Source organism: Herminiimonas fonticola, assembly GCF_040395855.1.
Lineage (GTDB): Bacteria > Pseudomonadota > Gammaproteobacteria > Burkholderiales > Burkholderiaceae_D > Oxalicibacterium > Oxalicibacterium fonticola_A.
This window is the reverse complement of sequence record NZ_JBEBPO010000023.1, coordinates 1-14,254: the sequence shown is the minus strand read 5'-3', so window position 1 is coordinate 14,254 and position 14,254 is coordinate 1. Positions and strand designations below refer to the sequence as shown.

General features: G+C 52.3%; 19 protein-coding genes. 9 read left to right on the top strand and 10 right to left on the bottom strand.

Translation table 11 applies throughout. The features are described from left to right. Positions 1–96: 96 nt before the first annotated feature. From ABWP27_RS05145 to ABWP27_RS05135, 3 genes are read right to left on the bottom strand one after another with little or no spacing between them, the layout of a single operon-like run. Positions 97–564: a VOC family protein gene (locus ABWP27_RS05145; protein WP_353154282.1), complete on the bottom strand. Its 468-nt coding sequence runs from the start codon at positions 562–564 to the stop codon at positions 97–99. After that, complete coding sequence (locus ABWP27_RS05140; RefSeq protein ID WP_353154279.1) at positions 561–848, bottom strand: hypothetical protein; 288 nt, start codon at positions 846–848, stop codon at positions 561–563. Before ABWP27_RS05140 ends, ABWP27_RS05145 begins: the two co-directional genes overlap by 4 nt. Positions 849–880: 32 nt before the next feature. After that, positions 881–1,327, bottom strand: a complete 447-nt coding sequence (locus ABWP27_RS05135) for a YybH family protein (RefSeq protein WP_353154277.1) — start codon at positions 1,325–1,327, stop codon at positions 881–883. Positions 1,328–1,412: 85 nt separating this feature from the next. Between ABWP27_RS05135 and ABWP27_RS05130 the strand changes: the two genes are divergently transcribed. Further along, a complete protein-coding gene (locus tag ABWP27_RS05130) occupies positions 1,413–2,075 on the top strand; it encodes a TetR/AcrR family transcriptional regulator (protein WP_353154275.1) in 663 nt (220 codons plus the stop codon). Positions 2,076–2,101: 26 nt separating this feature from the next. Here the strand turns inward: ABWP27_RS05130 and ABWP27_RS05125 are convergent, their stop codons facing one another. Next, positions 2,102–2,314 carry a DUF3820 family protein gene (locus ABWP27_RS05125; protein ID WP_353154273.1) on the bottom strand — a complete coding sequence of 71 codons (213 nt, stop codon included), beginning with the start codon at positions 2,312–2,314 and terminating at the stop codon, positions 2,102–2,104. 173 nt (positions 2,315–2,487) lie between these two features. On the opposite strand from ABWP27_RS05125, the gene ABWP27_RS05120 reads away from it, so the two are divergent. From ABWP27_RS05120 to ABWP27_RS05105, 4 genes are all read left to right on the top strand, one after another. Continuing rightward, positions 2,488–3,039: an NADPH-dependent FMN reductase gene (locus tag ABWP27_RS05120; protein ID WP_353154271.1), complete on the top strand. Its 552-nt coding sequence runs from the start codon at positions 2,488–2,490 to the stop codon at positions 3,037–3,039. 212 nt (positions 3,040–3,251) lie between these two features. After that, positions 3,252–3,491: a FeoA family protein gene (locus tag ABWP27_RS05115; protein WP_353154268.1), complete on the top strand. Its 240-nt coding sequence runs from the start codon at positions 3,252–3,254 to the stop codon at positions 3,489–3,491. 11 nt (positions 3,492–3,502) lie between these two features. Continuing rightward, positions 3,503–5,338 (top strand): ferrous iron transport protein B, encoded by a 1,836-nt coding sequence (feoB, locus tag ABWP27_RS05110; RefSeq protein WP_353154265.1) that lies wholly within the window; start codon positions 3,503–3,505, stop codon positions 5,336–5,338. After that, positions 5,335–5,643, top strand: coding sequence for a DUF6587 family protein (locus tag ABWP27_RS05105; RefSeq protein WP_353154263.1), 309 nt, complete (start codon positions 5,335–5,337; stop codon positions 5,641–5,643). Before feoB ends, ABWP27_RS05105 begins: the two co-directional genes overlap by 4 nt. Before the next feature lie 63 nt (positions 5,644–5,706). Here the strand turns inward: ABWP27_RS05105 and ABWP27_RS05100 are convergent, their stop codons facing one another. Both ABWP27_RS05100 and ABWP27_RS05095 read right to left on the bottom strand, forming a co-directional pair. After that, the gene (locus ABWP27_RS05100) at positions 5,707–6,474 is read right to left on the bottom strand and encodes a serine hydrolase (RefSeq protein WP_353154260.1); all 768 of its coding nucleotides are present in this window, start codon (positions 6,472–6,474) and stop codon (positions 5,707–5,709) included. A gap of 247 nt (positions 6,475–6,721) precedes the next feature. Next, positions 6,722–6,967 carry a hypothetical protein gene (locus ABWP27_RS05095; RefSeq protein WP_353154258.1) on the bottom strand — a complete coding sequence of 82 codons (246 nt, stop codon included), beginning with the start codon at positions 6,965–6,967 and terminating at the stop codon, positions 6,722–6,724. A gap of 327 nt (positions 6,968–7,294) precedes the next feature. Between ABWP27_RS05095 and ABWP27_RS05090 the strand changes: the two genes are divergently transcribed. The 3 genes from ABWP27_RS05090 (at position 7,295) to ABWP27_RS05080 (ending at position 10,427) form a co-directional block, all read left to right on the top strand. Then, positions 7,295–8,881, top strand: a complete 1,587-nt coding sequence (locus ABWP27_RS05090) for an OpgD/OpgG family glucan biosynthesis protein (protein ID WP_353154256.1) — start codon at positions 7,295–7,297, stop codon at positions 8,879–8,881. Positions 8,882–9,063: 182 nt separating this feature from the next. Continuing rightward, positions 9,064–9,756 (top strand): alpha/beta hydrolase, encoded by a 693-nt coding sequence (locus tag ABWP27_RS05085; RefSeq protein ID WP_353154253.1) that lies wholly within the window; start codon positions 9,064–9,066, stop codon positions 9,754–9,756. Between the two features lie 125 nt (positions 9,757–9,881). Beyond that, positions 9,882–10,427 carry a Dps family protein gene (locus tag ABWP27_RS05080; RefSeq protein ID WP_353154250.1) on the top strand — a complete coding sequence of 182 codons (546 nt, stop codon included), beginning with the start codon at positions 9,882–9,884 and terminating at the stop codon, positions 10,425–10,427. Positions 10,428–10,495: 68 nt separating this feature from the next. Here ABWP27_RS05080 and dmeF read toward each other — a convergent pair whose 3' ends face one another. Beyond that, positions 10,496–11,419 (bottom strand): CDF family Co(II)/Ni(II) efflux transporter DmeF, encoded by a 924-nt coding sequence (dmeF, locus tag ABWP27_RS05075; protein ID WP_353154248.1) that lies wholly within the window; start codon positions 11,417–11,419, stop codon positions 10,496–10,498. Between the two features lie 67 nt (positions 11,420–11,486). Between dmeF and ABWP27_RS05070 the strand changes: the two genes are divergently transcribed. After that, entirely contained in the window at positions 11,487–11,759 is a 273-nt protein-coding gene (locus ABWP27_RS05070) for a metal/formaldehyde-sensitive transcriptional repressor (protein ID WP_353154245.1), read from the top strand. A gap of 79 nt (positions 11,760–11,838) precedes the next feature. Here the strand turns inward: ABWP27_RS05070 and ABWP27_RS05065 are convergent, their stop codons facing one another. From ABWP27_RS05065 to ABWP27_RS05055, 3 genes are all read right to left on the bottom strand, one after another. After that, complete coding sequence (locus ABWP27_RS05065) at positions 11,839–12,858, bottom strand: urea transporter (RefSeq protein WP_353154242.1); 1,020 nt, start codon at positions 12,856–12,858, stop codon at positions 11,839–11,841. Between the two features lie 180 nt (positions 12,859–13,038). After that, complete coding sequence (locus tag ABWP27_RS05060; protein WP_353154240.1) at positions 13,039–13,251, bottom strand: GDCCVxC domain-containing (seleno)protein; 213 nt, start codon at positions 13,249–13,251, stop codon at positions 13,039–13,041. A 439-nt stretch (positions 13,252–13,690) separates the two neighbouring features. Beyond that, positions 13,691–14,062 carry a hypothetical protein gene (locus ABWP27_RS05055; protein WP_353154237.1) on the bottom strand — a complete coding sequence of 124 codons (372 nt, stop codon included), beginning with the start codon at positions 14,060–14,062 and terminating at the stop codon, positions 13,691–13,693. Positions 14,063–14,254 lie beyond the last annotated feature (192 nt).

Genomic DNA, 14,254 nt, shown 5'->3' with positions numbered 1-14,254 from the left:
GGCTTTGTTCTGGTGCAGTCACAGCTTGAATACTGTCACGTGCCATCGTCATCCGTCTGGGTTCGTAACGTGAGTTCGCCCGCATTATTTACGTCATCAGGCAGCCATTTTTTGCATGGCCTGTTGCATTTCTTCCGGGCCGACATCGCGTATGTGGGTGGCAATCGACCATTGGTGGCCAAACGGATCTTCCACTACACCGTAACGATCGCCCCAGAACATATCTGTCAGCGCGAGTTTGACGCTGGCGCCGGCGGCAACAGCACGTGCGAAAGCTGCGTCGGCATCTTCAACATAAAGGTGCAGCGAGATTGGCGTACCTTTGAGCGCTTTCGGACCAAGCGCACCGCAACTGGGCATTTCATCGACCAGCATGATGGTGGAGTCTCCGATGCGGAGTTGTGCATGCATCAGTTTGCCTTCGGGACCAGGCAATCTGAATGTTTCAACGGCATTGAATGCCTTGATATAAAACGCAATGGCATCTGCAGCGCCGGCGCATACCAGATGCGGTGTCACGCTATGCATGCCTGCGGGAATGGATTGGACTTGTGCCTTGCTCATGGTGGTTCTCCTTTAAGTGAACTTCCTGGGTGCTGCAACTGATGACGAGCCTGTTCCGTTAAGGTCGTCGCGGATGAGGGTAATGCGCGGATTTTTCGTTCGTGTTCATATGATTCAATCAAGGCGAGCAATCTTTGCATTTCCTGCTGGTCATGCTCCGTTGTAGAAGATTCCCAGAGCAGATCGAATTGCCTGAGCATTCGTCGATAATCATCCTCCTGCATTGCTGCAGGTACCGATTCGAGCCGGACATTTTCATCTTCAACAGAAGGTACAGGTGTCATGACAGGCGATGATTTGGCGTTGCGAATATGCCTTACGGCTTCAGGTCGAACAATGCCTTGCCGCTTTCGGGATCAAAGGGTGCCGAAAAATGCTCGTGCACAATACGCCATTGTCCATTTGTCTTGCGATAGCCAGTTGTGACACGCATCCATGAAGAATGTTCATTTCCATCCTTGTCTGTGCCGCCGCATTGATTAAGACAGTGGCTGAAGGCAATATCGTCGCCGGCTGTAATGCTCAATTCCTGCATGTTGAAAATCATCGGACCGCTGCACATGGTCAGACAGCTCTGCCAATGCTTTCGGTACGCATCGACTCCCTTGAATTGCAAGGCGAAGATGGCATCGAAGGCGACGACATCCGGCGCGTAGTGCGACATGATGGCATCGAGGTTGCCGGCTGTAGCAGCCGTTTGCCAACTCTCGATTAGCTTGCGTACATCGGCTTCTGCAGCCGTTTTTCTGATAGCTGTTTGCATGATGTTTCTCCTTTGAAATGGATTGTTGTGTACAGTGTCCATAAATAATATTACACATAGTGTACAGTGTACACAATTATAGAAAATGACAAAGAAAATGAGTTCTCCCAAACGCGAAACCTATCGCCATGGCGATTTGTATCGCGCCTTGCTGGATGCGGGAACCGAAATGGCACGCCTCGGCGGACCAACGGCAGTGGTGTTGCGCGAAGTGACCAGGCAGGCTGGCGTAGCGCCGAATGCGGCATACCGCCACTTTGCCGATCGCAATGCATTATTGCAGGCAGTATGTGCCGCCGCGCAGGCGCAACTTGCGCAGGCGATTGAAGCCGAATGGTCAGTTGTCGGATCGGATGGCAATGTTGCCGACACTGCACGTGCCCATTTGCGTGCGGTTGGCACCGGGTACATGCGCTTTGCGCGTGCCGAACCTGGGTTGTTTCGCACAGCGTTTTCCGTGCATGAAGATTTGCAAAGGGCCGGTATTCCGGAAATGGCCGGCAAGAGCGGCTTGACGCCATTTCAGCTATTGAGTTCTGCGCTGGATGAACTGCTTGCTGCCGGAGTATTGACGCCGGAGCGGCGGCCAGGTGCAGAGTTTCTTGCATGGTCCGCAGTGCACGGACTTTCAATGCTGCTGATCGACGGACCTTTGCGTGTGCTGGATACTCAGCAGGCTGAAGCAATCGGCCAGCGCCTGATCGATATGGTTGAACTTGGTTTGCCGGCAGCCGGAGCAGGGCGCTGATTTATCGATGCATTGATTCCGGCAAATCAGCCGGCGCGTAAGGGATCGAGTAAATGTCGCAGCGCGTTATGGTCGAGTTCATACATTAATGCGAGCAGACTGCCGAGCTCTCCCTTGGGGAAACCTTCGCGCGCAAACCAGCCCAGATAATGTCCGGGCAGATCGGCGAGCAGGCGACCCTTGTATTTCCCGTAAGGCATGGTGCGGCTAAGCAGGAGCGACAGGTGTTCTGGGTTCATGCGTGTGTTTGTCATTCATTCGGGAGCAGGTCATGCATGGTAAACGTCATGGCGGTTTTTTGTTTATCATCGTTCCATCCGGTTGCGGTAAAACAGTGTGATGACCGGCAACCGGAAGTATGCTGCTATAACAAACAACACAAACGCAAGATTCTTTCTAACCAGGAGTCATCATGAGCACGTACCAGATCGCTGTTGTCGTTGGTAGTTTGCGCAAGGATTCATTCAATCATCAAATGGCGAATGCCATTGTAAAACTGGCTCCATCCGATTTCTCCTTCAAGCAGTTGCAAATTTCCGATCTGCCGCTCTACAACCAGGATGACGATGCGAATCAGTCGCCGCCTGTCAAACGCCTGAAAGCTGAAATTCTGGCATCTCAAGGCCTGCTGTTCGTTACTCCTGAATACAATCGCTCGATTCCCGGCGTGCTAAAGAATGCAATCGATCAGGCATCGCGTCCTTACGGCCAGAGTGCATGGGCAGGTAAACCGGCCGGCATTCTGGGTGTATCGGTCGGCGCCATCGGTACCGCTCTGGCGCAACAGCATTTGCGCAATATTCTGGCTTATCTGGATGTTCCGGCACTGGGCCAGCCGGAGACATTCATTCAAGCGAAGGAAGGCTTGTTCGATGCGGATGGAAATATCGGTGCAGGCAGCAAGCAATTTCTGCAGAACTGGATGGATCAATACGTTGCGTGGGTGAAAAAACATGCTGCTTGATGCATGAAACAAGCGGCATGAAACAAGCCGTACAGTACAGGAAATCTGCAGAAAGCCCGTCTGTACGGCAAGGATCAAGTACACGTCTGCACCCGCAACAATACAGTTGCTGTAATTGATCCTGCGCGAATGCATCCTCTGTCATTTGCGAAGATGCCTCAAACACAAAAGTAGAATATAATGAGAATCATTGTTATTTGTATTGGCCTTTTGTGAATCTATCAGAATTGCTTCCCTTTACTTCTGCCGTGGTCGATGACGTCACTGATATGGTCGGCGATGACCCGATTGCCAAACGCTTGCGCGAACTCGGTTTTGTCTCGGGCGAGCCGGTTCGCATCGTGGCGCGCGGGTTGATAGGCGCCGATCCCTTATTGGTGCAGATCGGTTTTACACGTTTCGCCTTGCGTCGTTCGGAAGCGCAGCGTGTGCGTATCCACCTTGCCAGCTAATTATTTATTCCATGTCTATTTCACGTATCGCGCTGGTCGGCAATCCAAACTGCGGCAAGACTGCCTTGTTCAATCAACTGACCGGCAGTCGTCAGAAGGTCGCTAACTATGCCGGTGTAACGGTAGAACGAAAAGAAGGGCGCTTCACTGCGCCGTCCGGCCGTGTCTTCAATCTGCTGGATCTGCCGGGTGCCTACAGTCTGGATGCCACCAGCCCGGATGAAGTCATTACGCGCGATATCTGCCTTGGACGTATCGCCGGCGAAGAACTGCCGGAGCTGATCGTTTGCGTTGCGGACGCGACCAATCTGCGTTTGCATTTACGTTTCGTGCTGGAAGTGCAGCGACTCGGGCGGCCGATGGTGCTTGCCTTGAACATGATGGATGCAGCGCGCAAGCGTGGCATCGGCATCGATCGCGAAGAACTGCAGCGCCAGCTCGGCATGGATGTAATCGAAACAGTGGCGATACGCACCGATGGTGCAAAAGCGCTGGTAGCCCATCTCGATGGCATGGCCTTGCCGAAAGCAGTACCAGCCACAGAAGGAAAGGCTGCTGACCTCCATGCGCAGGTACGCGAGATACTGAACGCTGCCGTCACCATGCCGCGCGCAACTGCGATGAACGATGAGATGATCGATCGCTGGGTCTTGCATCCGGTATTCGGCCTGGCGATTCTGGCAGCGGTGATGTTCTTCATTTTTCAGGCCGTGTTTTCGTGGGCTGAACCGCTGATGGATGGCATTACCGAAGGCGTAACTATCGTCGGTCAATGGTTTGCATCAACACTGCCGGATGGCTTGTTGCGCAGCCTGATTGTTGATGGCATTTTCGCCGGCCTGGGTGCGGTGCTGGTGTTTCTGCCGCAAATTCTGATTCTGTTTCTCTTCATTCTGGTGCTGGAAGAATCCGGCTACCTGCCGCGTGCCGCCTTCCTGCTCGACCGGATGATGTTCAAGGCCGGCTTGACCGGGCGCTCGTTCATTCCCTTGTTGTCCAGCTTTGCCTGCGCAATTCCCGGCATCATGGCGACCCGCAGCATTCAAGACCCGCGCGACCGTCTGACGACGATACTGGTGGCACCGCTGATGACCTGCTCGGCACGCTTGCCTGTCTATACCTTGCTGATCGCGGCCTTCATTCCCGCCACGACGGTGTGGAATATCTTCAATCTGCAAGGCATTGTCCTGTTCGTGTTGTACGTGGCGGGCATCGTCAGCGCATTTGCCGTCGCATGGGTGATCAAGCGCATGCGCAAGGATAAAAGCGAACATGCCTTGCTGATGGAATTGCCGTCCTACCGTTTGCCTGGCGTGCGCAATATCGCTATCGGCCTGTGGGAAAGAGCGCTGATCTTCCTGCGTCGCGTAACGACCATCATCCTGTCGCTGACCGTACTGCTGTGGTTTCTTTCGACATTTCCGGCGCCGCCGGAAGGCGCAACGCTGCCGGCCATCGATTACAGTCTGGCCGGCCAGATAGGCCGCCTGATGGAGCATGTGTTTGCACCTGTCGGTTTCAACTGGCAAATCTGCATTGCATTGATTCCCGGCCTGGCGGCGCGTGAAGTAGCGGTCTCGGCTTTGGGCACCGTGTATGCAATGTCGGGCAGCGAAGATGCGGTGGCGGCGCAACTGGGGCCGGTGATTGCCGCGCAATGGTCGCTGGCGACTGCACTCGCATTGCTGGCCTGGTATGTATTTGCACCGCAATGCATGTCGACGCTGGCGGTGATTCGGCGTGAAACGAATTCCTGGCGTGTAGTGGCGATTTCCGCAGGCTATCTGTTCGGCCTGGCTTATCTGGCTGCATTCCTGACTTACCAGATTACGAAGGCGCTCACATGACGATCTACGGATTTGTGCAGGATGTGATTATTGGTGCGGTAGTGCTGGTCAGCGCGCTGTATGTGCTGCGCAAGTTGTTGCCCAAATGGGTGCGCGGCAGGCAATTGGCGCTGGCAACCATGTTGAGCCAGCCATCGCATTCCGTGCTGTTGCGCAAACTCGGCGGATTTTTGCAGCCTGGCGAATCTTCAGGTGGCGGTTGCGGCAGTGGATGCAGTAGCTGCTCCAGCTGTGCATCCAATCCGGAAGTGCAGGCTGAAGCGAAGAAAGAAGTCAAACCGCTGGAATTTCAGCGGCATATCTGAAGATCAGGTTCAGCGATCAATTGCGCGAAGCGGGATACATTGCCTTTCGCGAGTCCAACATTATTACTTCAAATTCAAGCCTGCCATGACCGGCTGCGCATGTCCTGCCATCAGAAAACGATGCAGGCTGATGGCATCGGCAGTCCGGTTTGCGCTGGCACGCGCATTCAATAACACCATGATGGCATCGCGCCCGGCAGTCCGTACGCGCATGATGATGCAACGGCCGGCCTCCTGCGTGTAACCTGTTTTGGACAGGGAAATCGTCCAGTTCTTGTCACTCACCAGTTTGTTGGTGTTGTGATAGCGGCGAGCCGAGCCACCCAGGTCGATCAAATCGCCTGCCGAGGTGGTGATTCTTTCAATTTCCGGATAGCGCGCAGCGGCCATTGCCAGTTTGGCCAGATCGCTCGCGGTCGATGTGTTGTAAGGGGAGAGCCCGGTTGGTTCCTCGATATTCGTGCGGCGCAAGGACAATGCATGCGCCTTGTTGCGTGCCGCCAGCTTGAAGTGTTCAATGCCGCCCGGATAGGTGCGCGCCAGCGCATGTGCAGCACGATTGTCGGACGACATCAAGGCAAGTTCGAGCAGCGTATTGCGAGTCAGCATGGCGCCTACCGGCACACGGGACGAACTGAATTTGAGTGTATCGACATCATCGTCGGTGATCACGATGTGCTCATGCATATCCATGCGTGCATCGAGTATGACCATCGCTGTCATCAGCTTGGTCAGCGACGCAATCGGCACGATATCGCTGGAATTCTTCTCGAACAATACCTTGCCGGTCGCCTCGTCGATGACGATCGCATGCTTGGAACCCAGCGACATGGCTGATGCAGATGCACTAAGTGCGAAGAGAAATGCGAGAAGAAAAGACCGGATCATATGCGCTCGAAAATTTTTGCATCGGGCGCTGATCATAGCGTCGTTTGGCGATGATGTATGTGGTTATCGTGCAGCGGGTGGGATATTTTTTGTAAGCGATGCAAATCGATCAAGTGTCGACATGCCTGCATGTTTGAAATCGGCATGCAGATCAGTGAATGATCTGCATGCCGTGCTCCCACATTACTGATCAGGAAGCGTCTCTTTTAGGCGGATTCGGATCCAGAGTTGTGGATACCGTCGCGAACATCTCGGCGGCGGCGCTGAATTTGTTTTGTTCCAGATATTCCGATTCGCGCATCAGGTGTGCGGCGAGCGCGGAGTCATTGCCGGTGATGCCTTTCAGACTACGGCCCAGATGGCGGCAGAATGAAGCTACTTCGCTTTTGGTCAGGGTTTCCGGTTGTACTGCTGCGTCGGTATTCGTGTCGCTCATTTCTACTTCCTTTTTCATTCAGTGGGTGAACACCAAATGATAGCGAACATACGGCTGCTTGTCTCCCATCAGGCTGCATGGAGAAAACCAGGCTTTCCATGCCATGAAAGTCGATTTAGTTTTAACAATCAACTTTAACTTAAATACATATATGCATGATTTATAAAGTTAATTTCAATTAATAAAACTCTTTGCTGCCGTAGTAAACACAAGACATCGTCACTGCATGCCTCAAGTTACGCGTATGAGCGACATGCAAATTGAACGTTATCGCTCTGCTTATGCCAAATGGGATTGGCACTTGCCACAATTCAACAAAGGAGCCCGATGCAACGTCGTGATTTACTCAAAGCGTCCGCCGCGCTTGCGCTGGCCGGTTTTTCCGCACCGCAGTTATATGCTGCAGGAACCGCTCCCGCAAAATTGAAAACCTTGGGCAAGGCTGCGTCTTTTGACTATGCATGGTTGAAAGGGCGCGCCCGTGAAATGGCCGGCCAGCCTTACCATTTGCCGGACATGGAAGTGCCGGCTGAAGTCAAGGCGCTGGACTGGGACCAATACCAGTCGATTGCCTACCGCGACGACCATGCTTTGTGGGCTGGGGACAAGTTGCGCTTCCAGACCAAATTTTTCCATCTCGGCATGTATGCCACGCAATCGGTCAAAATCCACGAACTTGAAGATGGCAAGGCACGCGAACTGGCTTACGATCCGGCCATGTTCAATTACGGGAAAAGCGGACTGAAAGGTTCTGATCTGCCCAGGGATCTTGGTTTTGCCGGCTTCCGGGTAAATTTTCATACCGATCTGGTGCGCGACGTGGCTGCATTTCTGGGCGCCAGTTATTTCAGGGCAGTGGGCGGTGATTGGCAATACGGCCTATCTGCGCGCGGCTTGGCCATTGACTGCGGCATGGCGCGGCCGGAAGAATTTCCACGCTTTACCGAATTCTGGCTGGAGCGGCCGGCGCGACAATCAAGCAAACTGGTGGTGTATGCCTTGCTCGATTCGCCCAGCATCGCCGGCGCCTATCGCTTCGAGATCATGCCTGGCGCAACGCTGCTGATGGATGTCGATGTCGCGCTCTATCCGCGCAAGTCGATAGAGCGCATGGGCATCGCGCCTTTGACCAGCATGTTTCTTACTGCTGAAAACGACCGCCGCATCAGCAATGACTGGCGTCCTGAAATTCATGATTCGGACGGCTTGGCGATGTACTCAGGCAAGGGCGAATGGATCTGGCGTCCGCTGGTGAATCCGGAAAATCTGCGTTTCAATGCCTATGCCGATGAAAGTCCGCGTGGTTTCGGTTTGATGCAACGCGATCGCAATTTCGATCACTATCAGGATGACGGCGTGTTTTACGAACGCCGCCCCAGTCTTTGGGTGGAGCCAAAATCCGGCTGGGGTAAAGGTTCTATCCAGCTAGTAGAAATTCCAACCATCGATGAAACCTTCGACAATATTGTCGCGTTCTGGAACCCGGAAGCCACGCCGCAACCGGGACAGGAATTGTTGTTCGGTTACAAGCTGCACTGGGGCAGCAAAATGCCCGCTGTGCCACAGGCAGCGACCGTGGCAGCGACCCGCACCGGCATAGGTGGGGTAGTGGGTAAAAAACGGACCTATTTCTCATGGCGCTTTGCGGTCGATTTTGTCGGCGGCGATCTGGCGCTGCTGGGAAAAAACGTCAAGGTGGAACCTGTCATCAGCGCCACGCAAGGGACGATAGAAGTCACTTCTGCGCGTCCGCTGGATGATGTGAAAGGTTATCGCGCCATGTTCGATCTGAAAATTGCGGACGATATTCAGGGGCCTATCGATCTGCGCTTGTACCTGAGTGCAGATGGGCAAGCTCTGTCTGAAACCTGGTTGTATCAGTGGACGCCGCCTGTTCAGCGCAGCTTTCAATAATTATCCGTACTTGTGATGCCTTGTCTTGCGTAATGCAAGCGAGGTGTTTTGTATCTGCGGCAAAGATGCAGGGCAGTGCACGCCTGTTTTCTTTGTCGCTTAACGCCGTAAAAATCGCACTTGTCGCCCGCCAGATGCCGCAACCGGTTCTCAAGTGCGGCTGAAGAAGGTAAGATAGAGCCATGATCGATCCTTCACTTATGGGCCGGCTCTCGTTTGCCCACACACAACCTACAAAACCACCTTTGCAACCCGGCCGCCATTCGCTCGGCATAGCCGAAGAACGCGATACCTTCCTGTATGTTCCAAACGGACTGGAAGAAGAGGTTGCAGTTCCTTTAATGGTCCTGTTCCATGGCGGCGGCGGCAGTGCGGAAAAAGTTGCGCACTTTCTGGAGCAGCATGCAGAGCAGAATCAGTTTCTGTTGATGGTGCCGCAGTCGATATATCCGACCTGGGATATCGTCATCGGCGGTAACGGCCCGGACCTGCATCGACTCAATACTGCACTGGCGAAAGTCGCCGAGCATTATTTTATCGACCCTGACCGTTTCTGTTTTGCCGGGTTCTCGGATGGCGGCAGCTATGCGATGTCCATCGGCCTTACAAATGGCGATCTGGTGACCCATGTGGTCGTGTTTTCCGGCGGCTTCATGTCGGTCTTCATGCAAGAAGGCGCTCCGCATATATTCATTACCCATGGTCTGTCTGATGAACAACTGCCGATTGAAACCAGCGGGCGTCCGAATGCACAAAAGATGAAGGCTGCCGGTTACGACGTCACGTATCTGGAATTCAACGGCAATCATTCCATTCAGCCGCCAATAGTCGATCTGGCAGTCAAGTTTTTCCTGACCAAACCGGCAAATCGATAAAGGTATTCGTTCAGTATTGCCGGTCGGTCGATGCAGCGCTCATGGTTTGACGGTATGCTTGTAACGCATGCCTTGAAGCGGTTCCGATTTCAGTCAGTAGCATTTACTTATGCAAGGAGCAAAAGATGAAAAAAGCCGTTGCTAAAAAACCGGATGTGAAACGCAGACAGCTGACCCAGCTGATTACACCCAGCGACCTGAATGCAAAAGCATCCAAGGATATTACCGGCGCCATGAACGGCGTACTGGCAGATGTCTTTGCACTTTATCTGAAGACCAAGAATTTTCACTGGCATATGAGCGGGCCGCATTTTCGCGACTACCATTTGCTGCTGGACGATCAGGCGGTACAGATTTATGCAATGACCGATCTGATCGCCGAACGCATACGCAAGGTAGGCGGCACGACGCTTCGTTCGATTGGTCACATCGCCCGTCTTCAGCGCATACTCGACAACGACGCAGATTACGTAGAGCCGAACGACATGCTGGCCGAACTGCGCGAAGACAATAAAATACTGTGTGCACGCCTGCGTGAAGCCCATAGCGTCTGCGATGAGCATCACGATATTGGCACGACCAGCCTGATTGAAGTCTGGATCGATGAAACCGAACAGCGTACATGGTTCCTGTTCGAGGCTAGCCGCCACAGCGATTCCACCGGCCGCTAAACTGCGTCGGCAGCAAAGGCACTATTTAAAATACCTCCATTCAGGAGGTATTTTTTTGCTTCAACTCGTTAAGCTCGATGGATTTCGATCGTGATGTGGGCCAGCTCTTCATGTATGGCCAGTTGCCTACGAAAATATTCGGGACCGACGTCTTCGGTGGTTACAAGACTTAATATGCATGCATATTTCTCCTTGCCCACGCGCCATACATGCAAGTCGCAAATGCGGGCCGCAACAGGGCTTGCCGCGATCACCTCCCGGATTTCCATTACGACCGGCGCATTCATTTCCGCATCGAGAAGAACACGGCTGCTATCCCGGATCAAGCCATAAGCCCAGACCGACACGAGTGCGGAACCGACTATACCCATCAACGGATCCAGCCAGCTCGCGCCCCATAATTTCCCGCCGAACAGCGCGATAATTGCCAATACAGATGTGGCCGCGTCTGCAATCACATGCATATAAGCTGAACGCAAGTTCAAATCGTGATGATGAGCATCATGCGCATGATGATGTTCATGATGGTGGTGATGATCGTCTTTCAGCAGATAGGCGCAGGCAAGATTGATCAGCAGACCGATGAGCGCAATGACGATGGCCTGGTCATAATGAACGGCAGAAGGGTGCAGCAGGCGCTCAATCGATTGGTAGAGCATCAGGCCCGCAACCAGAATCAGCAGGATCGCACTGGTATAACCACCCAGTATTTCGATTTTCCAGGTGCCGAATGCAAAGCGCGAATCGTGCGCGTAACGCCGCGCCAGCACGTAGGCCAGCACAGACAGGCCAAGTGCAAGCGTATGCGAACTCATATGCCAGCCATCCGCCAGCAATGCCATCGAATTGTATGCGTAACCACTGATGATTTCGGCGACCATCATGATCGTCGTCAGTCCCAATGCCAGCGCGGTTTTCTTTTCTCCAACCGGATTGCCGCGATCAAAAATATGATCGTGAACCGGATCGTGCGGCGTATTTGAAGCCTTCATGAATCAATATCCTGAAATTTAATATACTATCCCCTAGTATATTATGAGAATGAATGAAAGATTATTTATGTCACATGTCGCAGACAATAAAAAGCTGTTAGCCAGGGTCAGACGCATGCAGGGGCAGGTCGGTGCGCTGGAGAAAGCGCTGGAGCAGGGTGGTGATTGCAGCGCAGTGTTGCAACAGATCGCTGCCATTCGCGGTGCTGCGAATGGTTTGATGGGCGAAGTGCTCGAAAGCCATATCCGGGAACATCTGGGCGCTGATGTCGTAGCACCGGATCAACGGCAAGAAGAGATTGAACAGATAGTCAAAATTCTGCGCTCTTATCTGAAGTAAGAACGAGTTGATGTCTGGTATTCAAAACGATTGAAAAATTGCTTTGGCAGGCTAGCGACGGCCAAAGCAATTCACGCCCCTAGCGCAGCTTTAGTCTGGGGAAGAGGGGGCCTGCCAAGACAAAAATCCACACCACGATGACAAAAGGAGCTGTCAACGCCGGCATTCCCAAAGGCTCCAGAGCGGCAGACACTGCAGCAAACATTACTGCAGTCGTGATCATGGCAAACAGCCCATACACTGCCGAACTGGCATTCAATACAAAAAAGACGCTCATCATCGCAATTGCCGTAAGAACGGAATTGAATCCGAAAGCACCGGAACGAATAGCCGGTTCGGCTGCGCCCATGCCCCATGCGACGACTAATCCCGTAAATGAACCGATCAGCGCCGCTGCACATGCCACTCTGGAACTGATCAATAGTCCGATTGCAAACAGGATGCCAGTGACTACATTCCCCTGGAAAAAGACCTGTGCAATACCGTTAAAAAGACCTTCCACAAGTGTGGATGCCGTTACAACACCTTCAATGACGGCGAGTTTTGGCAGTCCGGCAGTTGGCAGGTTGCCGGTTGAGTGCAAGTGACCGAAACGTGCGCAAGCCATGATAAAGAAGAGCGTCGTAAAAACAAACGGAGCAGTCAGTACCGGGATTTTCCTGGCTTCAAAAAGATGAAGCAGCGCTGCCATCACTATGCTTGAACATGCTGCGGCCAGAACAACATAGCCATAGGTGAAAATATTAGGTTCAAGAAAATAGACTAAAGCAATCGCAACCAGTGCGCCGTTAAAACCGAAAAGACCGGCAACTATGCGCGCGCGACTAACGTCCAGAAGCATCGCGGTTGCCGTACTAATAGCAGCGCCAAACAACGCAGCCCATCCGAAAAGCGTGGAATTATAAAAAATCCCTGCCAAAAAGAGAAAGCCGGCGTAACTATTATTCTGCAACATTACCTGCCCAATGCCGCGCAAAACCGCGTCTAAAAACCCCAGCAGACATTGTCGCGAGGCTCCATTTTCTTGAATGAGCAACCCCGTTGAGGAGAAATGAGATGCAAGAAGTGCACGCAGGTTGTAGCTTTTTTCGGATTTCATCTGTATTTCAAAAGATATTTTTAGCCGCCGGATGATACTTCATAAGTGGCTTTTGCAATCGCTGCTGAAGGAAATCTGCACGATATGGTGGTCTACCATGACAAGGGACTGCAAACGATTTGGATAGTGACGGCACCGGGGCGAAGCCGGAACAATCCATTTACATCGCCGTTCTGACGCTTATCCGCAGCAGCTTCGTTGTTCCTGAATAGGCGGGCATTTTACTGATCCATAGGAGCAGAAGACGCAGCAATCTCCAGCCTTTGGCCGAATAATCGCTTTGCAGCTTTCACACTCGTAGTAGAACTGGCAGGCGTTGGTGGGCATTGTCTCCTGCTTGGCAAAGCTACAGTTAGGACATGTCAGAATGGATTCGAGGACGGTAGTACTCATGGTTGTTTCGCTCTCCAGGGTCAAAATATTCACAGCCGATTCACAGCCGTTTTAACACTTGTATTGTGATTGACGTTGTCGGGCTTTTGTTTTCTGCTCTTTGAGGGCGTCCTGCGTGTATCCGCTGTTTGCTTGTCGTGCCTGTGAGTCAATTGCGCGAATTTCATTTTCTACGGCCTCGCAAATGATGCGTTTATCAAATGCTGGTGCTGGTGGTCTGGTGACGGTCGTGGTTGTCGTGGTCGTGCTGTTGCCGTTTCGAATGGTTTGCTGCGTGAACGTTGGCTCACTTATATCTTGCCGTATTCTTGCCCGAGTCGCGTCTATGGTTTCCCGATCTGGTGAGACATTCCCCATTTTTTCATCTCGGGCAATGAATAGGTTTTCGTTATAAGCGTTTTCCCTGCATGGTGATTCGGAGTAGAGCGTTTTTCCTTTTTCAACGCATTTGTATATTTTGCCTTGGCCATAGGCTATCTGCGTCGTGGTCAGGCATATGAATGCCAGCATTATTATCGGTTTCATGGACTGTCTTCTTGGGCTCTGGAAAGCCGTAGATATTGCCAGAGATCAAGCCAAGTTTTAATTTTTGCTCGGTAAATCCCATTTGTCGAAGTATCAAATTCCTTTCCATGCTCCATAAGCGCAACAGTTCCGGCACCCAGTATGGGATTTTTTTTTCGAGCGAAAGCCATTGTTTGATAGATTTTTCCGAACGTTTTAAACGCCTTGCGATGTCCTTGATGGGGATGCCTTGCGTGTAATAACGAAGCTCTTCAGGGTTGCCGTAACGTGTGTTTGGATATTGCATTTTTCTCTTTCTTCTGGACATAAAAAGCCACGATAAGGGGTGGTCGTTGGTTTCAATCTGCCGAACAATACTTCGCATAATTTATATTATGTCAAATAGATTGCGTAAATTGTGGCGTGCATTGAAGGCATTTTTGGCGTTCGGTGAAGTAAAAGTACCCTGTTAGCTGAAGTAAAAGTGCCAATTCCCCCT